This is a genomic window from Photorhabdus sp. RM71S (assembly GCF_042879355.1).
Lineage (GTDB): Bacteria > Pseudomonadota > Gammaproteobacteria > Enterobacterales > Enterobacteriaceae > Photorhabdus > Photorhabdus kayaii.
Genome location: NZ_JBHFKV010000006.1, coordinates 1 through 22055, shown reverse-complemented (window position 1 = coordinate 22055; position 22055 = coordinate 1). Strand labels below are relative to the sequence as shown.

Below are 22055 nucleotides of genomic sequence, written 5' to 3'. Positions count from 1 at the left end.
GCAGTCAACTATTGAGCAAATGATATGATTAATATTACTGAAGCAGCACAAGCTCATTTTGCCAAATTACTGGCAAACCAAGAACCGGGTACACAAATTCGTGTATTTGTCATCAATCCAGGCACACCTACCGCTGAGTGCGGCGTATCTTACTGCCCGCCTGATGCTGTTGAAGCAACAGATACTGAATTGAAATTTGATCAACTGTCAGCTTACGTTGACGAACTGAGCGCCCCTTTCCTTGAAGAAGCTGAAATTGATTTTGTCACCGATCAGTTAGGCTCTCAGCTAACATTAAAAGCCCCTAACGCCAAAATGCGTAAAGTTTCTGATGATTCCCCACTTATCGAACGTGTGGAATACGTTTTGCAGTCACAAATTAATCCACAGTTAGCCGGTCACGGTGGCCGCGTTAGCCTGATGGAAATCACGGATGATGGTTTTGCTATCCTTCAATTCGGCGGCGGCTGTAATGGCTGTTCAATGGTTGATGTCACCCTGAAAGAAGGGATTGAAAAAGAGTTGCTGAACATGTTCCCGGAACTAAAAGGGGTAAAAGACTTGACTGAACACCAACGCGGTGAACATTCTTATTACTAATAACGTATTACTGATCACTTATTACTGATAACAAATTTTCCCGCTCGGATAATCGTCGGGAAAACATTATTACAATAATAATCTAACGGGATAATCTCTAAGTTTTCAAGAGCAAGTCAAAATATATATGGAACATTTTCAAACCATCAGCCCTGAGCAGGCTTATCAACACTGGCAGGATAAATCCGCCATTATGGTGGATATCCGCGATCCACAGAGTTTCCGGGCGGGTCATGCATGTAATGCTTTTCATTTAACCAACGACACATTGAATGAATTTATGTTACAGGCCAATTTCGAGCAGCCGGTTATGGTTATGTGTTATCACGGTCATAGCAGCCAGAATGCCGCTCAGTATTTATTAAACATCGGTTTTGAAGCTGTCTACAGCATTAATGGCGGTTTTGAAGCTTGGCGCAGAGACTATCCTCACGCTGTTGACTCCTTACCTAATCCGGCATAACACACCTCATGATCCGCGTAATCGCTATTTCAAACCCGCGTCTAGCGCAAGCCTTTATCGATTATATGGCAACCCATCAGGTCCATCTCACTATGCGCCCCAGTCACGATGAGCAACACGTCGAACTATGGCTGGAAGATGACACTAAACTTACTCTAGTTCAGCAAGAGCTAGAGCAATTTACCCGCGATCCGCTAAATGAACGTTATCAAGCGGCCAGTTGGCAATCTGGCGATGTGAATCACCCATTGAAGTACCACAATAATCTGAATTGGCAATATTTAAGTCGTCAGGCAGGTCCGTTAACCATCACGGTTTTGTTCCTAAATATCGTCGTTTATCTCTGGATGCAATTTGCCGGTGATGATCAGGTGATGTCTTGGCTGGCATGGCCTGACGATAGCCAACATATGGAACTATGGCGTTGGTTCACTCACGGCTTACTGCACTTCTCACTACTGCATATCATCTTTAATCTCATGTGGTGGTGGTATCTTGGCGGGCAAACAGAAAAGCACCTCGGTACAGGAAAACTGTTTGTCATTATGATTGTTTCCGCTGTTTTCAGCGGCTGGGGACAATCATTATTCAGTGGTTCTCATTTTGGCGGCCTTTCTGGGGTTGTTTACGCTTTAATTGGTTATGTCTGGCTAACCGGTGAACGTGCTCCCGAACGTGGTATCGGTGTTCCCCGTGGTTTGATGGCTTTTTCGATCTTCTGGCTGATTGTTGGATACTTCGATGCATTTGGACTATCGATTGCCAACGCCGCCCATTTCTCCGGTTTAATTATCGGTTTACTGATGGCGTTGTGGGATAACCGTCATACATTCAAAAATAATAACCGACACTTTTAGACACTTAGAGGACTATCGTGAAGCAAACTCAACGGCATGATGCAATAGTTGAGCTGGTACGCCTTCAGGGCTACGTCAGCACTGAAGAGTTGGTTGAACACTTTAATGTCAGCCCCCAGACTATCCGCCGTGATTTGAACGACTTGGCAGATAAAAACAAAATACAGCGGCATCACGGCGGTGCCGCATTGCCATCAAGTTCGGTTAATACTGCCTATCATGACCGCAAGATCATGTGGTCAGAAGAGAAAGCACGTATTGCGCAACGTGTTGCTAGCCATATCCCGGATGGCGCAACGCTGTTTATTGATATTGGCACCACACCCGAAGCTGTCGCTCACGCACTGTTAAATCATAAAGCTCTGCGGATTGTCACTAACAACCTCAATGTCGCTACCCTGTTGATGACAAAAGAAGACTTTCGTTTAATTCTGGCGGGTGGGGAGATTCGTTCCCGTGATGGCGGGATTATCGGTGAAGCCACACTGGATTTTATTTCTCAGTTTCGGCTTGATTACGGCATTCTCGGCATCAGTGGCATTGACATGGATGGCTCATTACTGGAATTTGATTACCATGAAGTACGCATAAAGCGCGCAATTATCGAAAACTCCCGTTGTGTTATGTTAGTCACTGACCATTCTAAATTTGGCCGCAATGCTATGGTTAATCTGGGTAACATGAATCTCATTGATCATCTATTTACTGACCAACTTCCCCCGCCAAGCATCCAGAAAGTGATTGAGCAATATAACGTGCAGCTCGAACTCTGCTAAGAATTTTTTCTATATTCAGGGGATAGCACTATCCCCTATCTCCTTGCCGTTCCACAATTACACCATCTTTTAGCTTCTTCATTAATACCATGTAAATCATATGGATAAGGTAATATTTGTTATCTATATCACGTGAACATATTTTTTCTTAGCAAATAGTTGGCTATTGATCGATTTCTGATTACAATCTTGAGCGAAAGCGAGCATTAAAGAACTATTTCGAACATTTTAGGGGGATGCATGGAGACTAAAGACTTGATTGTGATCGGCGGCGGGATCAACGGTGCCGGAATTGCGGCAGATGCTGCTGGCCGGGGACTCTCTGTTCTGTTGCTGGAAGCACAAGACTTAGCCAAAGCCACATCATCCGCCAGTTCAAAACTGATCCACGGTGGCTTACGCTATCTAGAACATTATGAATTCCGTCTGGTCAGCGAAGCGCTGGCAGAACGTGAAGTTTTACTGAACCTTGCACCACACATCGCTTTTCCGATGCGTTTCCGCCTGCCGCACCAGCCACATTTGCGTCCAGCATGGATGATCCGTATTGGCCTGTTCCTCTATGACAATTTGGGCAAACGTGTCAGCCTGCCTGGCAGTAAAGGGCTAAAATTCGGTGCCAATTCTGTTCTGAAACCAGAATTGGTCCGTGGCTTTGAATATTCTGACTGCTGGGTTGATGATGCTCGTTTAGTTGTCCTTAACGCTCAAGAAGTCAAAAAACGTGGCGGGGAAGTCCGTACCCGAACAAAAGTGACCCGTGCATGGCGCGAACAAGAGGGTTGGATGGTCGAAGCCGAAGATCTGCGTACAGGTAAGACCTATACTTGGCGTGCAAAAGGTCTGGTTAATGCTACCGGCCCTTGGGTTAAAGAATTCTTTGACGATGGCCTGAAATTGAAATCACCTTATGGTATTCGCCTGATCAAAGGCAGCCATATTGTGGTGCCAAGAGTGCATGATGAGCCGCAAGCTTATATTCTGCAAAACGAAGATCACCGTATCGTATTTGTTATTCCTTGGATGGATGAATTTTCCATTATCGGAACCACCGATGTAGAATATCAAGGTGATCCAAAAGAAGCGAAGATTGACGATCAAGAGATTAATTATCTGCTGAGAGTTTACAACGACCACTTCAAGAAACAACTTAGCCGTGACAATATCGTCTGGACCTATTCTGGCGTACGTCCACTGTGCGATGATGAATCCGATTCACCTCAGGCAATTACGCGCGACTATACCCTTGACATTCATGATGAACAGGGCAAAGCACCATTACTGTCTGTGTTCGGCGGTAAATTAACTACTTACCGTAAGCTGGCAGAACACGCAACCGAGAAGCTCATGCAATATTATCCCAATGCCGGAAAAGCCTGGACCAAAAATGGTCAGTTACCGGGGGGTAATCTGGAAGGGTGCGATCGTGATGGTTATGCCCGTTTATTGCGTAAACGTTACAACTGGTTACCGGAAGGTGTTGCTGTACGTTATGCGCGTACTTACGGCAGCAACAGCGAACTGATTCTGCAAGGTGCTAATAATCTGGCAGATCTGGGTGAATCTTTCGGCCACGGTTTGTATGAAGCAGAGCTTCGTTATCTGGTTGATAATGAGTGGGTTGTTGAACTGGATGACGCAATCTGGCGCCGGACCAAATTGGGTATGTGGCTGAATGAAGAACAGAAGCAGCGCGTTGCAGCATGGTTGGCGGAGAATGCTAAACCACGTAGCGAGATTTGATTTTTCTTCACAGAAAATCATTGATCTTCCAGTTTAGAAAACGCGACTACCGCGAGAATATTAAAAACTTTCTCGCGGTTTTTATTACGTTGAACTTACGTCCTATTTTTCCTTTAAACGTTATATTAGTCTTTCCAACTCAAAATTGACACAAAAATTAGCAAAATATTATATATATTAAGTGTAAAATACTGCCCTATTCTCCATGTTGGAGCAATTAACCTACGAACATTTTAAGATTCTTATATAAATAATACTTTTGATTCTTTTGTATTATGGAGATAATATAGACACTTCTATTAACTGTTATGGGATTAATATAGGATGTTTATATGAGCTTTTCTATTTACTTAAAACTAACTGGCCGCAAACAAGGGTTAATATCATCAGGGTGTTCAACATCTGACTCCATAGGAAATAGATATCAAATTGGACATGAAGATGAAATTCAAGTTTTATCTTTCGTTCATAGTCTAACTAGAGAACAAAATTCTGATCATCACCCAGTAGATTTCATAAAAATAATAGATAAATCATCTCCTCTACTTGGCATAGCTATTTCTAATAATGAAGTTTTAAATGCTTTTTTTGATTTTTACAGAATTAATTCTTTTGGTGTTATGGAAAAGTTCTACACCGTTGAGTTAAGAGATGCTTCTATTGTTGATATATGTGCTAATTATCCTCACAGTATAGACAGTTCAAATGCAATACCATTTGAAACTATTTCTCTAGCATACAAAAGCATAACATGGAAACACCACATAGCTGGAACTTCAGGCTATAGCATATGGGATGATAGAGTGTACTAACACATTATTAATCAATGCCATACCTTATTGTTGAAGTTATTTTAACTTCAACAGTTTTTTCTTTACTTTTATTGTAACAAAATACGACGCTATAAGAATAATTATCCCTCCAATTATACCAAACCCTTCTGGGGTAATTACAAACCATGCTAAACAAAGAGCAAATGTTATGAAAATTCCAACAAGATCTATTACAAAAGATTTAATCAAGTCCATTTTTCTTCACCAATTATCTCATGTTAAGTTAAAGGTAAATTAGTCTTTCTATTTCATCTAAAAGTAATTTTTCATCTTCTAAGGTTATGATATTTTTTCTATAAATATTTATTAATTTCGACATGTATGGTTCAACCAAAAAATAAAGCATTTCTAACCCCTTTTTCTTTAAGGCTAAATATGTCACAGGGGATTCTATTTTTAATTTTCGTGCAGATCTAGCTGCTTTTTCAAAGATCCCATAAATAGCAAGGGAGTTTATTGATATGTTTAAAAATGTTGCTATTTTTGCCTTTACAGATGGAAGTGCATTTATCTTAACCGATATTAAACTTGTTATTGCAGTAGCTACACTAATCTTTGTTGCTGTTTGAACGCCATATGTTGCTACTACTAAATTAAATTTCTCAGATATAATTCTTTGTGTTCTCTCAGGAATAAAATCATACATTGTATTTATGATTGTAAACACAATATCATAAATGACATCTCCTTTTTTAAAAATCGTCTTAATAGCTGCATCAATCATTCTCTGGTCTTCATTGGATATCTGCTTACCATAAATATCTTTATACAAAAAAGCTTGAGAGTTTCTCAATCTAACTAAACCTAAATAAATATCCTCCATAGTTGAATATACAATTGGTGCAGATTTTCTTGTTACATTATCTATGTTTTTTGCTATAACATGATCAGCCTGTTTTTTGTATGACAGATAATCCATAATAGAACTCCTTAGCCACCTATAGAATAGTCATTACAACATAGACATTTTCATTAATATAACTAATATGTCAATAGAAAAAGATAATAGATGTCACAGTTTCTCATAGATAGTAAGTGCAACATAACTACGCTACGAGCAAATAGGCCCGTATTCCTTTAAGCCATTCATAATCTCATTGGCATGATCTTTAAACCTTATGTTATGCAATACTTGCAATCATACCGTCAATATCCTATAAATATTTAGTATCAAATAACGACTTCATAGCAGTCATTGCCACTCCTTGCGTAAATTATTTTGATATTCCAATCCATCCGATTTTTTGTCCCCCCACAAACCGAAAGCACTATTATTCTGTTCTGAAATATTAGCATCAAGATAAGCATCTATTGCTTTTCGGATCTGTGCAGCACGTGACTTATCAGGAGAACGTTCCTTCAAAATCTCAAGCTTCCTAATCGTTTCTTCCGGTAAATCTATATTAATTCTTACCATAGCAACCATATTTATTTCCTCTTATCAGATATCAGGTGTATGTATCGTATACCTCATTAGTTCGACTGTCTATTTTTTGGTCCAAAAAATCATTTTGATAACTAATCAACAAATTTTACTCTGAAAATAGCAATTGATCATGTAAACAAAACATTTAAAACATGTGACTTTTCCATTTGCAATAATACCTAAAATAGCCTATAAATAAAGCTATTACATACATATTGATACGGCTTTTTTAATTCTATCTTTGATTAATATACGGAGATGAGAATAATCATATTTGATACTACTGCCAACTATCTCTTTGATTAACTAAAAATTCAAATAAAAACAAATTCTTAAGTTATTTTTAGGGAATAAAATTAACAAACGACTTGGTAGCAATAGGTCCCCTCCAAATTATAACTAGCGAGATATTACATGATTATAGATATGAATATTAATGAATTATTGACAGCCGAAGCCTCATTTATGCTGGGAACCCTGACGTTAGAATCTAACATTATCGGGGTTATGAAATACGAAGATGGCGCCATTTTGATAACCCAAGATAGTCCGTTCTACCCGAAGAACTATAAGTGGCCAGACCAACTACATGATCATGGCATAATCTCAATAGATGATAAAGAACTCGCCGTGACAAAAGTTTATACCGCTGGCCTTATTGATGGTCATTTATATATAGACCAGGAAATAACGAAACAAGCAACACCGCCAGCTAAAATTATGCCAGCACACTACTTACCTGATTTACAGGGAATTTCTGAAAGAGATCTCATAGGGAAAACGGTAACTCTATCTGTGAACGATAAGACAAGATATAGGGTAAGTGCCACACACTCGATGGCTCACTTTATGTCTCTTGCTTTGAATAAAGCAACTAATCATATATGGTCTAAAGTATACGATACCGATGATTTAGGAAACTATAATTTAGATAAAGCCGCCATTTACCAATCTTCTATCACAGAACTTCAATCCGTTGATACTTATCGCTTTGGTAAATCGATCAAAAAGAAAGGATTTGATGAAAATATATTAATTGAAAACCTAGATAAAATTAATAGGGAAGTTAATAACACACTTAATAATTGGTTATCTCAGGGTGCGGAAATAACCATTGAATATCAATCAAAAGAGATTAATGATACCAGATTATGGAAATCTACAATTGATTCTACGGTGGTCACTATCCCATGCGGAGGCACTCATATAAATAATATTAATGAGGTCAAAGGCGTAAATGTTGAAATAAAGATCGGTGAATCTGCTGATTTTATTCAAATAACGACTCGTTGTGAAATATAGAGCCATGAGCCTCAATTTGCTTTATTTCTTTTTTATCTTATACCCTATGGATTTCAAGATGCATCGCGACGGCAAGGGAGCGAATCCCCGGGAGCATAGATAACGATGTGACCGGGGTGAGTGAGTGCAGCCAACAAAGAGGCAACTTGAAAGATAACGGGTATATATAATACTGGGCCAAAATTGGCCTATTATCAATAAATCGGTGCTAAGATTATGACATATTATAACTATCAAACATCGCTAATCTAAAGTTTATTCCTTATAATAAATAAAAAAGCAAAACCTTCTCATAAATCTATTTTATTTTCTATTCGATAAGGATTGAATGGCTAATAAAATAACTGCAAAAAAAGAAGCAGATTTTCAAGTTCCTTCTTATAACCTATATCCCTCATCCTCTTACGCAAATAAAATATTTCATGAATATACTTCTACATAAATTAAATACTTCTCTGTTGTTCTACCATAAGAAATATCAATCTTTCTGTAATAAATCTTTGACAGTATATCCTTGATTGGGATGATTCGGTGTTTGTGGAAATGCCATCATTAGGTTCTGCTTATTAAGCAGTGGTTTTATATGGCGCTGTCTGAGATTCTTTGCAGAACGATTAAGTAGTATGCTTAACACATCAATACGGATATAGTGAGACTCACAAAGTTTCATAATAATCGATTGCATTTGTTCTAGCTCTAATCGACGATTTTCATAAGCTGGGTTTCAATTGCATTAAGATATTTTCAGGTATCAAGCTCACTGTCGGTAATTCTAACAAAGTTTGTTCTGGTGTCTGACGTTCATATAAATTAGGCCGACGCCAGTCAGCAGAAGACCATCCACTATACCCAATGGATTTCAAGATGCATCGCGACGGCAAGGGAGTGAATCCCCGGAGCATAGATAACGATGTGACCGGGGTGAGCAAGTGCAGCCAACAAAGAGGTAACTTGAAAGATGACGGGTATATATATTTGTAACCCAGCATGCTTACGTTTCATAAGATTTCAAATGGAGACGCTAAATGTATATCTATCAATTACACAACTGCTATAATGACTGTCTACCAATTTGCTACACAGGTGATTTATGAGAACACAGCCTAAAGAAACCCCGATCAACATCCGGGCGAAAGCCTTCCAGCGGGAGCTTATTGACCATGCAGCAAACCTGCTCTCAAAGACCCGAACTGATTTCATCTTGGATGCTGCCTGCCGCGCAGCCGAAGATGCCATACTCGATCAGCGCCACTTTTTCGTTAACGACGAAAAATACCATGTGTTCATGCAGATGCTGGAACAACCGCTTTCTGATAATGAAGGTTTTAAAAAACTGATGGGATATAAAGCTCCGTGGGAATAAGCACACCTGAAATATTAACGGCTGAACATAATATAAATGATTTTTATTGCCAGCATGAAACATTAAACGAATGGCTTTCACGCCGGGCTTTAAAAAATAATAAGCTCGGCGCGAGCCGCACACTTGTTATTTGCAAGGAAGGTACAAAAGACGTTATCGGTTATTATTGTCTAAGCGCCGGTTCAATTAATCATATTGAATCTACACCATCGCTTAAACGCAATATGCCAGATCCTATCCCTGTAGTGCTTCTCGGCCGTCTGGCTGTCGATGTGGAATATCAGGGGAAGAAGCTCGGGGCATTGCTTCTCCAAGATGCTTGGAAGCGTGTCGCCAGCACGGCAGAACAGGTGGGCATTTCGGCTATAATCGTCCACGCACTTGATGAGAGCGCTCGAACGTTCTATACGCGTCTTGGCTTCGCCCAGTCACCGTTGGAGCCATACACGCTGATGCTTCCATTAGGCAAACAGAAGTGACTGTTCCCCGCCGTAAAAACGGCGAGTTCTCTTGCTCTGTTTCTAACCGCTTAAGCTTACCAGATAATTAAATAACAGGTCATTAGAAGTTCAAATATCACCACTTAACAAAATTGAAAATTATTAAATACCAAAAAGAATTTTTACTAAATCCTTTCTTCTCTTTGGCATATTATCGGAATAATATTTTATTCCAATGCAATAATAACTACTCCTTAAGTATTAACCAAATCCACCGCTTCACGAGTCAGGCGGCCAATTTCCTGCCAATTTCGGTTATCCACCAGCGCTTGACTAACCATCCATGAACCACCACACGCCACAATACGCGGTACAGCAAGATAATCGCGGATATTGTTTGGTCCGATACCTCCAGTAGGCATAATTTGCAGTTCGGTATAAGGTGCTAATATTGCTTTAATCATTGGCAAACCTCCAGAAGGTTCTGCCGGGAAGAATTTCAGCAGTTTTAACCCCAATTCCATTGCGCCTTCAATCGCACTTGGATTATTCACACCCGGAATAATAGGAATATTTAATTGCTGACAGGCTTTGACCGTATTTGGATTAAAACCCGGAGAAACCATAAAATCGGCGCCAGCCTGTTTCGCAGCAACCACTTGTTCACGATTCAGGACGGTTCCCGCACCAATCAGCATATTCGGCTGAGCCTCTCTCAACAGACGAATAGCTTCCGCCGCTGCCGCAGAACGGAAAGTAATTTCCGCTACCGGCAAACCATTATCAGCTAACACCTTACCTAGCGGAATAATATCTTCCGCACGCTCAACAGTAATCACAGGTACAATTTTTAACTGGCGCAACTGCTCAATCATCTGTCTCATCGATTTTTCCTACTGTTAAAAGAAACCATCAGTCACTGTCTTAGTGTCACTGACTGGAATAATCGCCCCTTTATGCTGAATAACGCTACCAGCCAGACGATGCCCCATGATTGCCGCTTGTTGTATTGGGCAATCCATCAAAAATCCTGCCAGAAACCCAGCATTAAAGGCATCTCCTGCCGCCGTAGTATCGACCACGTCAACAACCGGTGCCGTTGGGATTAGCTCAATCGGCGTGTCCTGTATCAAATGCTGATAATAGCAACCGGCAGGCCCCGCTTTAATAACAGCTTCTTTAACGCCTGCTTGTTTAAGGCGAATCATGGTTGCTGTAACCGATTTATCGCCCCACAACTTACATTCATCTTCATCTGTCACCAGTGCCAGTGAGGTAAAGGCGAGTAATTTCTGATAGCAGTTCTTGGCTTCCTGCACACTTTCCCACAATGTCGGACGGTAATTACTGTCGAAAACGATGGTTTTTCCCTGAGCAGCCAGTTCAGCCAACGAGTTTAGTAACTTTTCACGATCATCAGCAGGCAAAATAGCCAGGCTGATGCCACTGAGATAAATGGCATCCATCCGCTGTAATGCTTGCATAACCGAAGAGAAATCAGGATGGCGCACCATATAACGAGCAGCGGAATCACTACGCCAGTACAGAAAAGTCCGTTCTCCCAGTTCATCGAGTTGAATCAAATACAATCCCGGTTGATGAGCCGGATCACGCAAAACCAGATGGGTACGAATACCCTCGTCTTGCCAACGAGTGATCATCCCTTCACTGAGGGGATCCACCCCTAACGCCGTCACAAAATGAACGGCAATCTCCTGTTGGCTTGCACGTGCTAAATAAACCGCACTGTTCAGGACATCACCACCAAAAGCCTGATACATGGTAGCAAAAGGGACGCCATTAAGTTCAATCATACATTCACCAAGGAATGCAATCTGTTTCATGAGTTTTCTCCCGGCAAGGCAAAATAACGACGGGCGTTATTAAAGCAAATATCCTCAACCATCTGCCCTAACATAGCTTTGTGGTTAGGAATTTCGCCCTTTTCTGCCCATTGCCCCAACAAGTTACACAGAATGCGACGAAAATATTCATGCCGCGTGTATGAAAGAAAGCTACGAGAATCGGTCAACATACCCACAAATTGACTCAGCAGCCCAAGTTGGGAAAGTTGTTCAAGCTGACGCAACATGCCATCTTTCTGATCATTGAACCACCAGCCCGAACCAAACTGAACTTTACCGGCGATACCGCCACCTTGAAAGTTACCGGCCATCGTTGCAATTACTTCGTTATCTCGTGGATTCAAGCAGTAAAGAATCGTTTTCGGCAACTCATCCGTCACATCCATACTGTCCAGCAAACGAGATAATGGCCAAGCGATATTGTTATCACCAATGGAATCAAAGCCGCTATCCGCGCCAAGTAAGCGGAACATACGGCTATTATTGTTGCGAATAGCGCCGATATGCATTTGCATCACCCAACCACGAGCGGCATATTGCCGGCTAAGCCATACCAGAATCGCCGTGGTGTACTGTGCAATTTCAAGCTCAGAGAGCGTTCTCCCTGCCAGCCGTTTTTGCAGGATGCCATTTAATACCGTTTCATCAGGAATAGGAACATAGCGTAGATTTTCTATGCCGTGATCAGCAGCCCGGCAGCCATGAGCAGCAAAATGCTCAAGCCGACGCTCCAACGCGTTCAACACATCAGCAAAAGCAGCGATCGATACATCAGCCACGGCCTCAAGCTGTTTGATATAGTCAACGAAACCCACCAGCTCAATTTTAAACACCCTATCAGGACGCCAGCTTGGCAATATTTCGATATCGAAACTCTCATCTGTCGCGATTTGGCGGTGATATTGCAGAGAATCCACCGGATCATCCGTAGTTCCAACCATACGCACATTCATTTGCTGCATAATGCCACGAGCTGAAAATTCCGGTGTTGCCAGTTTTTCGTTGCATTGATGCCAGATTTCATCAGCAGTTTGCGGCCCGAACAATTTCCCGGTAATACCAAATGGACGACGTAATTCCAAGTGAGTCCAGTGATAAAGCGGATTCCCTAATGTTAGCGGTACTGTTTTTGCCCATGCCTGATATTTTTCAGCATTACTGGTTTGCTTGCCGGTAATCAACGATTCATCAATACCCGCACAGCGCATAGCCCGCCATTTATAATGATCCCCTTCTAACCAAATCTGACTAAGATTATCAAACCGGCGATTTTCAGCAATTTCTCGTGGATTAAGATGACAGTGATAATCATAAATCGGCATATCTGCGGCATGTTCATGATATAGCTGACGAGCAGTTTCACTGTTTAGAAGAAAATCTTCACACATAAAATTTTTCATATCTTTGTTCCTGTCAGCCAAATCAAAGTGTCGCCACAGCATGACGGGCGCCGCGTTCCAATAATAATTGATAAGCTTCGGTAACTGCCCGGACAAGATGCGAATTAGCTAATAATGGGCTGCCGAAAATCGCCAACAGTGCAGGCACTACATCAGCAGATAACCCATGTTGCTGATAAATAGATTTAAATTGCTCAACGAGCGGATCACGCACATTAATCAATTTGCCTTGTTCATCTTTTCCACTGACATAACGCATCCACCCGGCGATACCCAAAGTTAAATGGCGGTAATCGCTGCCGTTTGCCAGATGATAAGTGACAGAATCAAACATACGTTGTGGCAGTTTCTGGCTGCCATCCATTGCTATCTGCCAGGTTTGATGCTTAAGGTTGGGGTTACTAAAACGCTCAATCAGTAGATGAGCATACTGAAAGAGATCGATTCCTGGCGGCATCGTCAAGGTTGGCGCTTGTTCTTTCAGCATCAGATCCAAAGCAGCTTGCCGATAATCGGGGTTTGCCATTGTGTCAGCAATATGTGCATACCCCGCCAAATAGCCCAGATAGGCTAAAAATGAGTGACTGCCGTTTAACATCCGTAATTTCATAGTTTCAAAAGGCACCACATCTTTAACAAACTGCGCCCCTGCTACATCCCAGTTTGGACGGCCATTGGCAAAGTTATCTTCAATTACCCACTGACGGAAAGGTTCACAGGTGATTGCACACGGATCATATACCCCCAACTGTTCAGCTATCTGCTCCAACGATTCTAATGTGGCCGCAGGAACAATACGGTCAACCATAGTGCATGGGAACGTCACATTCAGTTCAATCCATTGGGCTAACTTTTCATCACGTAAGCGGGCAAAACCCACCACCGCTTCACGGGCAACTTTGCCATTCTCTCTGACATTATCGCAGGACATCACCGTCAATGGCGGTAAGTCACGTTCATAACGCAGACGAAGCGCCTCGACAATATAACCAATGGCCGATGTCGGTTCGGTTGGGTTAGCTAAATCCCGTTGAATGAATGCATTATTCACATCCAGTTTGCCGCTGGCTGCATCGATGCAATACCCTTTTTCGGTAATCGTCAGAGAAATAATCGCCACTTGCGGCTGCGCTATAGTTTCCAGAATACCTTGCTGACCGACAAACTCAGGGTGCAAAGCATCAATCATAGAGCCGATAATTTTCAGCTCCGCTTTTTCCGCCCCTTTCTCCGCAATGGTACACAAGCAATCCTGCTCTTTAAGTTGCTGAATCAACCGATGACCGGAGAACAAACTAACTTCACAAATTCCCCAGTCACTGCCCGTTTTTTCCAACATATGGTGAGTAAAAACCGCCTGATGTGCGCGGTGAAAAGCGCCACATCCCAGATGAACAATACGGGTAACCAATTTTTGACGATCATAAGAAGGCAGAGAAATAGCAGGATTGATGTTGCTGTTGGCTATATTACGGATCATAGAACAATTCCTGTTTAATGACGCGGATTACCTGAATGCTCAGTCATTCAGTAACATCTGAGGCAACCACAAGCTCAGTTGCGGTATAAAGGTCACCAACATCAACGCGATAACCAAAGCGCAATACATGGGGACTAAGGGTTTCAATACCTTATTAATGCTGACTTCACCGATAGAACAGCCAACAAACAGCGCACTCCCTACCGGCGGTGTACAGATACCAATAGCCAGATTAAAGGTCATAATGATGCCAAAATGTACCGGATCAACGCCCATATTCTGCGCTACTGGCAGGAAAATCGGCGTAAAAATCAGAATCGCCGGTGTCATATCCATAAAGGTTCCGACCAACAACAGAATGAGATTAATGACCAACAGAATAACCAGAGGGTTTTCAGAAACCGCCATAAGTGCATCAGCGATCAAATAGGGCAGATCCGCATTCGCCATTGCCCAAGACATGCCCATTGATGCACCAATCAACAACAAAACAATGGAAGTGGTCACCGCAGAATCCAAAATGATTTTGGGTAATTGGGTGATACTGACTTCACGATAAATCAATACTGCTAATACAAAGCTATATAACACGGCAATCGCCGAGGCTTCTGTGGCGGTAAAAATACCCGCAATGATCCCTCCCATAATAACCACAACCAGCATCAGAGAAGGCAATGCGCGAACCAATGTGGTGAAAAACTCACTCCATGTCGGCTTAGGTGATACCGGATAACCACGGCGTTTGGCAATAATTGCCGCCACAATCATCAAGGATAGGCCCATCAAAATACCGGGAATATAACCTGCCAAAAACAGCGCCGCAATTGATGTGCCACCAGAAACCAGTGAGTAAACAATCAAGGTATTACTTGGCGGGATCAACAAACCGGCAGGGCAGGAAGCAATGTTTACCGCAGCAGAATATTCCGGCTCATAACCCTCTTTTTTCTGCATCGGCGCCATCGTTCCACCGACCGCCGCAGCCGATGCCACCGCTGAACCCGAAATCGCACCGAAAAACATATTCGCCATAATATTGACGTGCACCAGAGAACCGGGCAAACGGCCACCTATGACTTTTGCCAGATTAATCAAACGGGCAGCAATTCCCCCCTGATTCATCATATTCCCCGCCAGAATAAAAAACGGGATAGCGAGTAAAGAAAAGTTATCAACACCGACTGCCATACGTTGCGCAACCACGGTAATCGCCGCTTCCAGTGGCAAAGTCATCATAATTGCCAGTAATGATGATAAGCCAATCGCAAAGGATACCGGTACACCCAGTGCCAGCAACACGGCAAAACTACCAAACAACGCTAAAACCACTTGCCAATCCATAAGCCCATCCTCTTCTGCCTGGTGACTTTATTGATTTTCAGAAATAACCGCGTCTTTACCTGAAAAATTCCGAATCAGAGCAATAATGTCTACCAACACATAGCAAATCATCAGAACACCGCTAATTGGCAGACATAAATAGACATATCCCATCTGTAATCCCAGCGCGGGAGTGATCTGCCCGGTTTCAAGGGTTGAGATCACCAGTACCGATCCACCGTACACCAGCACGATCGAAGCAAACAGAGCGATCGCGGCCTGGATCACCAAACCCACACTATTTTTTCCTGTTCCCTTAAGTTTTATCGTTAACAAGTCGATAGCTAAATGACGATGTTGACCTGTGGTATATGCCGCGCCAATCATGGCAACCCACATAAACAGATAACGAGCGAGTTCATCGGTTACCGTACTCGGCGTACCAAACACATAGCGGGAAACCACCTGCCATGTGACACAAAACACCAAAAAAACGGAAAGGCTGACGGTAAAAAATGCCAAACCTTTATTGATGCAATACACAAGGTTTTTCACGGGACTTTATCCTTATTGGCCTCAACGGAGGCCCTATCTGGTCAACCAAATAGCGGAAAACTTTCAGACCAAAATCAGTAAAGGGAACTTTACGTTGCTTGGATTATAAGATCCAGGTCAAAAAAACATCCAGTGAGCGGGATCACAAACTGACTGGTTCACCAGTTGTGCCGATTATTTTGTGATATTGGTCAACCAAATTGCTTTTACTTTTTGACGAAATCCGAAGTGATGCTTATGGTTTGACCGTCAGTTCAGTTGTGCCCGTAACCTATTTACAACAATTGGAGAACGAATAATGAGCAATACTAAGCGGATTTTATCTACTGTAATCGGAGCGATATTTGCCTTAGGCGCGTCACAAGTTATGGCAGTAACAACATTAAAACTCAGCCATAACCATAACCGCGACCATGCAGTGCACAAGGCCATGACTCAGTTTGCTGATGAAGTTCGCCAAAAAACGAATGGCGATGTTCGTATTCGGATCTATCCAGACGCACAATTGGGTAACCAACGGGAATCGATGGAACTAATGCAAAATGGCGCGCTGGATTTAGTTAAATCTAACGCCGCAGAACTGGAAGCTTTTTCGCCCGTTTATTCCGCTTTTAACTTACCTTATCTGTTCCGCGATAAAGCCCATTACGAAAAGATTAAAAACGGCGAGATTGGTAAAGAGATTCTGACATCCAGCAAAAACCGTGGCTTTATTGGCATAACCTACTATGAAGCCGGCGCTCGCAGCTTCTACGCCAAAAAACCTATCCGCACGCCTGAGGATCTAAAAGGCATGAAAATTCGGGTTCAGCCTAGCCCAACCGCCATTTCTATGGTGAAAAACTTAGGTGGTAACCCAACACCGCTGGCTTATGGCGAACTGTATACTGCTCTACAACAAGGTGTGGTAGATGCCGCAGAAAATAATATTCCCTCTTTTAGCCTGAGCCGTCACAGTGAAGTTGCCAGATACTTCTCGCTGGATAACCATACTATGGTGCCAGACGTCCTTGTTATTTCTACTAAATCGCTAAATAAGCTGTCAGCAGAGCAACAAAAAATTCTCATCAATGTTGCCATTAACTCCTCTCAATATATGACGCAATTGTGGGAAAAATCAGAGGAGAAAGAGCGCCAGAATGCAGAGAAAATTGGAGTCAAGTTCGTCGATGTGGATCAAAAATCGTTTGAAGAAGCGGTCAAACCGATGTACGACGACATTAAGAAAAGCGACCCAGTGCTTTACCGCATGGTGGAGCGCATCCGCGCAGTCAGATAATTATTGGTGAAGGCCATTTGGCCTTCGCCCTTAAGTGGCATTTTTGGTTGACCAATTTCTATTTTTGATTATTATCTACACAACACCATCGATAATCACGACAACAATAGTGACACCATGAAGCATTTACTTGAGCCAAAACGTCCTTACCAAGAAGTTGGCATTTCATTAAGAGAGATGATTGCCAACCAGCAATATCGTATCGGGGATCGCTTACCTCCAGAGCGAGAACTTGCTGAATTATTAAGAGTTTCCAGAACCGTTGTGCGTGAAGCATTAATTATGCTCGAACTAGAAAACCTTATTGAAGTCCGCAAAGGTTCCGGGATCTATATTATTAACCGCCCTCACCTACCCACTTCCTCTTCATGCTCAGTTAACGCAGCAGGACCTTTCGAGCTATTACAAGCTCGCCAATTACTGGAAAGTAATATTGCCGAATTTGCCGCCATGCAAGTGACGCCAAATAACATTGCTAATATGCGTCGAGCATTACAAAAAGAATCCGAAGATTTGGCCTCCGGTGAAGATGAATCCGGCGACAGAGAATTCCATCTGGCGATTGCGGAAGCCACCCATAACAGTATGTTAGTTGAACTGCTTAAACAATCTTGGGCATGGCGGGAAAATAATCCCATGTGGCAGAAACTGCACACGCGAATTACCGATAAAGATTATCGTAAAGAATGGCTGGATGATCATCAGATCATTTTATCCGCCATGATCAAAAAAGATCCGGCGGCAGCGAAACAAGCCATGTGGCAACATTTGGAGAATGTGAAATTACGTTTACTGGAATTATCTGATGTTGATGATCCCTATTTCGACGGTTATCTCTTTAATTCATATCCCTATGAAATAGCAAAGAGGCGTAATTAATTTAACGAAATAATTAATAATTTTTTATATCCAATTATTCTGGTGGATTTTTTTCATTCTGGCATTTGCATAAAGGTAAATAACAATGGAACAAACCTGGCGTTGGTTCGGCCCAAATGACCCTGTTTCTTTAGATGATATCCGTCAGGCTGGTGCAACCGGCATCGTTACCGCATTACACCATATTCCTAACGGACATGTTTGGAACAAAGATGAAATCCTGACTCGCAAAACCCTCATCGAAAATAAGGGGCTTATCTGGTCAGTTGTTGAAAGTGTGCCTGTTCATGAAGAGATTAAAACCCAGACCGGTCACTATCAGCAATGGATTAATAATTACAAAACTTCACTGAAAAATTTGGCGGAATGTGGCATCGATACCGTCTGCTATAATTTTATGCCCGTGCTGGACTGGACACGCACCGATCTTGAATACACACTCCCTGATGGTTCTAAAGCCCTACGTTTTGATCAAATTGCCTTTGCCGCATTTGAAATCTATATCCTCAAACGTCCAAGTGCAGAAGCTGATTACACTGTCGAAGAACAAGCTCAGGCAAAAGTCTATTACGACAACCTGTCTGCTGCTGATATTGAGAAACTCACTGCGAATATTATTGCTGGCCTGCCGGGGGCCGAAGAGGGCTATACGCTAGCAGAATTTCAGGCACAATTAGATCGCTACAAAGATATTACCCGCGATAAACTGCGTGAACATTTAGCTTATTTCCTGCACCAGATTGTTCCTGTATGTGAAGAATATGGTTTACGTCTGGCAATTCACCCGGATGATCCGCCGCGTCCTATTCTGGGCTTACCACGTATTATTTCCACTATTGAAGATATTGAATGGCTAGCAACCATTGAACCAAGCCCGGTTAACGGCATTACCATGTGTACTGGTTCCTACGGCGTTCGTGGCGATAATGATTTGGTTGAGATGATTAAGCGCTATGGCAACCGAATCTATTTCACTCACCTGCGTTCTACCCAACGGGAAGAAAATAGTAAAACTTTCCATGAAACCGCTCATCTGGCAGGTGATGTGGATATGTATAACGTAGTGATGGAAATCCTGCGTGAAGAATATCGCCGTAAGGCGGCTGGAGATAATCGTTTAATTCCAATGCGCCCTGACCACGGTCATCAAATAATTGATGACCTGAAAAAACAGACTAATCCCGGCTATTCCTGTATTGGCCGATTAAAAGGTTTGGCAGAAATTCGCGGTCTGGAATTAGGTTTAAGGAGAGCGTTTTTTGAAAATAAATAATGGGTTTGAGTAATTAGCTATATACCCTATGGATTTCAAGATGCATCGCGACGGCAAGGGAGCGAATCCCCGGGAGCATAGGTAACTATGTGACCGGGGTGAGCGAGTGCAGCCAACAAAGAGGCAACTTGAAAGATAACGGGTATATTTATTAGTAACCCTATAAAGGGTTACTTTATTTAGATGAAGTTACATTAAAGTAATTGACTACAACTTTATATACAGGCTCATTTTAAGCTAAAATTTTAATTTATTATTTTAGTTGATTTATTAAGATATAAATTTGGAGTGAAAAAATTCCTATCGGACCACATATTTTACAATAAATAATAATAGGTTATGCCAATTTATTTTTAGCTTCATCTGTCGTATAAACCTTAGACTTATCTTCACCAGATGTCTGCGGATTACGAAAGGATTTCAATCCACCTTTCTTCCAATCTGGCCATTGTTCAACTATTTTACTCGCTTCATTTAAATAAGCTAAGAACTCTTCTCTCTTAGTCATTTTTTTAACTCCTTTATTAAATTATTCACGTTAGCTGCTGACTCGGTCTCTTTTTCTATATAAGATAATGATAGCATCTTCATCCTCAACCTTCCATCCTTCCTATACCATTTAATAACTTTACCATCCTTATTTTTTCTTTTTATTTTATATCCTATCCCCAAATTTGTTGAAAACAAATTAAAGAAACAGCGAGGCCCAACACCCACAAATGGTTCAAAAATCACTTTATTATCAGAAGATTCATCTTCAGGTGTTGAAATAGAATCAACATGGAAATCAAAAGCTTTACTTTTAGGATAAGGTTCAATATATACAACTCGCCTTATACCACTAGCAACAATATGTTTTGCGCAATTATGACAAGGAAACGTAGTACAATATAATATCCCATTATGAGTACTAATATTACTTCTCGCACATGCCAAGATTGCTTCCATTTCAGCATGTACAACCCTTCCATATTCGGTAATATCCTTTATCTTGCTTTGCAGGAGATATTCCTTAAATACTTCTTTTTTTTCATCCACAATATCTTTAAGTATATCTTCAATAATTAATCTTTTCTGTTTCGCGTTTGAATCTTCGCCTATTTTATAATCTCTACCATTTTCAGCATCTTCGATTATATCTCCCACATAATCAGGCCAATATAATCCCCCGCCGAACCGTGGCACATCATTAGCCCCAGTTGAGATTATGCTCTTATCTTTCGTTAATACAGCACCAACCTGGCGGGAAAGATCTCCAGATCGTAACGAAGCAGAAAAAGCCATAAACATAGCATACTCATCAAAGGTTGGAGTAACATATGGATTACCAAAAATAAGATCTAATATTCTCCATATATTATTGTCGGTCCTGTTTTTATTTCCATCATAGCTTACAAAAAAATCAGATAACTCATAAGTATCTCTGGTATGCTGCCCCCATTTATTCCCTTCATCGGAATCACGATTAATCAATTCTCTAGCCTTTACTTCATCAATACATTTATCAACGGTAAGATTTCTCAATCTCTGAAATTCACTCGTATATACACCTATCAGGAAAAACCCATTTGCATAAATCTCCCTTAATGCATTGACTTCATCCGGGTGTTTGAGAGAATGTATAATATACGCCCTCCTAATAGACGGTATTGATAAAAAGCGCTTCTTCTCTCTTCTTTTATTTATTTCTGCTACCGCAGCTAATGCCAATATAGAATTATCCTGACTAATCTCTCTTAAATAATTACCCTCCGACATTAAACAACTTATCCTTTCATAATTATCCTTCGTTGAGGGAATATCTCTTAATACTGAAATAATTTCAGAAGATATTCTTATCTCCTGTACATCATATCTGAACGCATTAAGCTTCTGTGTTATAGAGTCTTTAATTATATCCAAATCCGTTCCTACAGCACCAACTAACCCAATAACGATCTCAGAATCAAAATCAGGAGACATCTGATCATTCCCAGATAGATATGTTTTATTTATAGTAACCATGTTAAATATTTATTCCTATTATCGTTCTGCTCTATTTAAAATAGCCGTTAATTACATTTATAAAAAATGGACAATAACATTCAAACGGCAGATTCGACTAATAAGTGCAATTTTTCAGAAGGGCGGTCAGTTGCTATAGTAGGCATCTTTCTCGCCAAAGGAAAATGCACTATGGCCTATACACAACTGACCGAAAC

At 41.4% G+C, this 22055-nt stretch carries 24 protein-coding genes; 12 read left to right on the top strand and 12 right to left on the bottom strand.

The features are described from left to right. Positions 1–24: 24 nt before the first annotated feature. The 6 genes from nfuA (at position 25) to ACGF5R_RS05120 (ending at position 5251) form a co-directional block, all read left to right on the top strand. Positions 25–600: a Fe-S biogenesis protein NfuA gene (gene nfuA, locus ACGF5R_RS05145; RefSeq protein ID WP_387689983.1), complete on the top strand. Its 576-nt coding sequence runs from the start codon at positions 25–27 to the stop codon at positions 598–600. Positions 601–727: 127 nt separating this feature from the next. Further along, complete coding sequence (gene glpE / locus ACGF5R_RS05140) at positions 728–1063, top strand: thiosulfate sulfurtransferase GlpE (protein ID WP_112878443.1); 336 nt, start codon at positions 728–730, stop codon at positions 1061–1063. A gap of 8 nt (positions 1064–1071) precedes the next feature. Next, positions 1072–1920: a rhomboid family intramembrane serine protease GlpG gene (gene glpG / locus ACGF5R_RS05135; protein ID WP_387689981.1), complete on the top strand. Its 849-nt coding sequence runs from the start codon at positions 1072–1074 to the stop codon at positions 1918–1920. A 17-nt stretch (positions 1921–1937) separates the two neighbouring features. Beyond that, positions 1938–2696 carry a DeoR/GlpR family transcriptional regulator gene (locus ACGF5R_RS05130; protein WP_112878445.1) on the top strand — a complete coding sequence of 253 codons (759 nt, stop codon included), beginning with the start codon at positions 1938–1940 and terminating at the stop codon, positions 2694–2696. Positions 2697–2936: 240 nt separating this feature from the next. Beyond that, entirely contained in the window at positions 2937–4439 is a 1503-nt protein-coding gene (glpD, locus tag ACGF5R_RS05125) for a glycerol-3-phosphate dehydrogenase (RefSeq protein ID WP_387689979.1), read from the top strand. Positions 4440–4771: 332 nt separating this feature from the next. Beyond that, on the top strand, positions 4772–5251 hold the full coding sequence (locus ACGF5R_RS05120) for an Hcp family type VI secretion system effector (protein ID WP_112878447.1): 480 nt from the start codon (positions 4772–4774) through the stop codon (positions 5249–5251). Between the two features lie 244 nt (positions 5252–5495). Here ACGF5R_RS05120 and ACGF5R_RS05115 read toward each other — a convergent pair whose 3' ends face one another. Together ACGF5R_RS05115 and ACGF5R_RS05110 are read right to left on the bottom strand one after the other, a co-directional pair. Further along, positions 5496–6191 carry a hypothetical protein gene (locus ACGF5R_RS05115; RefSeq protein ID WP_112878449.1) on the bottom strand — a complete coding sequence of 232 codons (696 nt, stop codon included), beginning with the start codon at positions 6189–6191 and terminating at the stop codon, positions 5496–5498. A gap of 273 nt (positions 6192–6464) precedes the next feature. Further along, positions 6465–6698 carry a ribbon-helix-helix protein, CopG family gene (locus tag ACGF5R_RS05110; RefSeq protein ID WP_232832401.1) on the bottom strand — a complete coding sequence of 78 codons (234 nt, stop codon included), beginning with the start codon at positions 6696–6698 and terminating at the stop codon, positions 6465–6467. Between the two features lie 426 nt (positions 6699–7124). Here ACGF5R_RS05110 and ACGF5R_RS05105 point away from each other — a divergent pair, with 426 nt between their 5' ends. Then, positions 7125–8000, top strand: a complete 876-nt coding sequence (locus ACGF5R_RS05105; protein ID WP_387689977.1) for a hypothetical protein — start codon at positions 7125–7127, stop codon at positions 7998–8000. 478 nt (positions 8001–8478) lie between these two features. On the opposite strand, the gene ACGF5R_RS05100 is transcribed toward ACGF5R_RS05105, so the two are convergent. Both ACGF5R_RS05100 and ACGF5R_RS05095 read right to left on the bottom strand, forming a co-directional pair. Further along, positions 8479–8685, bottom strand: coding sequence for a hypothetical protein (locus tag ACGF5R_RS05100; RefSeq protein ID WP_387689975.1), 207 nt, complete (start codon positions 8683–8685; stop codon positions 8479–8481). Between the two features lie 158 nt (positions 8686–8843). After that, a complete protein-coding gene (locus tag ACGF5R_RS05095) occupies positions 8844–9002 on the bottom strand; it encodes a hypothetical protein (protein ID WP_387689973.1) in 159 nt (52 codons plus the stop codon). A gap of 88 nt (positions 9003–9090) precedes the next feature. Here ACGF5R_RS05095 and ACGF5R_RS05090 point away from each other — a divergent pair, with 88 nt between their 5' ends. Both ACGF5R_RS05090 and ACGF5R_RS05085 read left to right on the top strand, forming a co-directional pair. Beyond that, positions 9091–9363 carry a DUF1778 domain-containing protein gene (locus tag ACGF5R_RS05090; protein ID WP_046396352.1) on the top strand — a complete coding sequence of 91 codons (273 nt, stop codon included), beginning with the start codon at positions 9091–9093 and terminating at the stop codon, positions 9361–9363. Then, complete coding sequence (locus tag ACGF5R_RS05085; RefSeq protein WP_112878451.1) at positions 9354–9842, top strand: GNAT family N-acetyltransferase; 489 nt, start codon at positions 9354–9356, stop codon at positions 9840–9842. The genes ACGF5R_RS05090 and ACGF5R_RS05085 overlap by 10 nt, the downstream gene beginning before the upstream one ends. Before the next feature lie 215 nt (positions 9843–10057). Here ACGF5R_RS05085 and ACGF5R_RS05080 read toward each other — a convergent pair whose 3' ends face one another. Genes ACGF5R_RS05080 through ACGF5R_RS05055 form a run of 6 tightly spaced genes read right to left on the bottom strand, consistent with a single transcriptional unit; the run spans position 10058 to position 16423 of the window. Then, positions 10058–10687 (bottom strand): bifunctional 4-hydroxy-2-oxoglutarate aldolase/2-dehydro-3-deoxy-phosphogluconate aldolase, encoded by a 630-nt coding sequence (locus ACGF5R_RS05080; RefSeq protein WP_262980911.1) that lies wholly within the window; start codon positions 10685–10687, stop codon positions 10058–10060. 15 nt (positions 10688–10702) lie between these two features. Further along, positions 10703–11647: a sugar kinase gene (locus ACGF5R_RS05075; RefSeq protein ID WP_262980910.1), complete on the bottom strand. Its 945-nt coding sequence runs from the start codon at positions 11645–11647 to the stop codon at positions 10703–10705. Then, positions 11644–13068 (bottom strand): glucuronate isomerase, encoded by a 1425-nt coding sequence (gene uxaC / locus ACGF5R_RS05070; RefSeq protein WP_262980909.1) that lies wholly within the window; start codon positions 13066–13068, stop codon positions 11644–11646. The genes ACGF5R_RS05075 and uxaC overlap by 4 nt, the downstream gene beginning before the upstream one ends. Before the next feature lie 22 nt (positions 13069–13090). After that, positions 13091–14545, bottom strand: a complete 1455-nt coding sequence (locus tag ACGF5R_RS05065; RefSeq protein ID WP_387690058.1) for a fructuronate reductase — start codon at positions 14543–14545, stop codon at positions 13091–13093. Positions 14546–14587: 42 nt separating this feature from the next. Next, a complete protein-coding gene (locus ACGF5R_RS05060) occupies positions 14588–15889 on the bottom strand; it encodes a TRAP transporter large permease (protein ID WP_387689970.1) in 1302 nt (433 codons plus the stop codon). 27 nt (positions 15890–15916) lie between these two features. Further along, entirely contained in the window at positions 15917–16423 is a 507-nt protein-coding gene (locus ACGF5R_RS05055) for a TRAP transporter small permease (RefSeq protein WP_112878457.1), read from the bottom strand. 298 nt (positions 16424–16721) lie between these two features. Here ACGF5R_RS05055 and ACGF5R_RS05050 point away from each other — a divergent pair, with 298 nt between their 5' ends. From ACGF5R_RS05050 to uxuA, 3 genes are all read left to right on the top strand, one after another. Continuing rightward, the gene (locus ACGF5R_RS05050; protein WP_387689968.1) at positions 16722–17702 is read left to right on the top strand and encodes a TRAP transporter substrate-binding protein; all 981 of its coding nucleotides are present in this window, start codon (positions 16722–16724) and stop codon (positions 17700–17702) included. A 117-nt stretch (positions 17703–17819) separates the two neighbouring features. After that, positions 17820–18581, top strand: a complete 762-nt coding sequence (locus ACGF5R_RS05045; RefSeq protein WP_112878459.1) for an FCD domain-containing protein — start codon at positions 17820–17822, stop codon at positions 18579–18581. Between the two features lie 85 nt (positions 18582–18666). Beyond that, complete coding sequence (gene uxuA / locus ACGF5R_RS05040) at positions 18667–19854, top strand: mannonate dehydratase (RefSeq protein WP_387689966.1); 1188 nt, start codon at positions 18667–18669, stop codon at positions 19852–19854. Positions 19855–20191: 337 nt separating this feature from the next. On the opposite strand, the gene ACGF5R_RS05035 is transcribed toward uxuA, so the two are convergent. Together ACGF5R_RS05035 and ACGF5R_RS05030 are read right to left on the bottom strand one after the other, a co-directional pair. Then, positions 20192–20362, bottom strand: a complete 171-nt coding sequence (locus ACGF5R_RS05035; protein WP_158537786.1) for a hypothetical protein — start codon at positions 20360–20362, stop codon at positions 20192–20194. Further along, a complete protein-coding gene (locus ACGF5R_RS05030) occupies positions 20359–21816 on the bottom strand; it encodes an anti-phage dCTP deaminase (protein WP_240000827.1) in 1458 nt (485 codons plus the stop codon). Before ACGF5R_RS05030 ends, ACGF5R_RS05035 begins: the two co-directional genes overlap by 4 nt. Positions 21817–22055 lie beyond the last annotated feature (239 nt).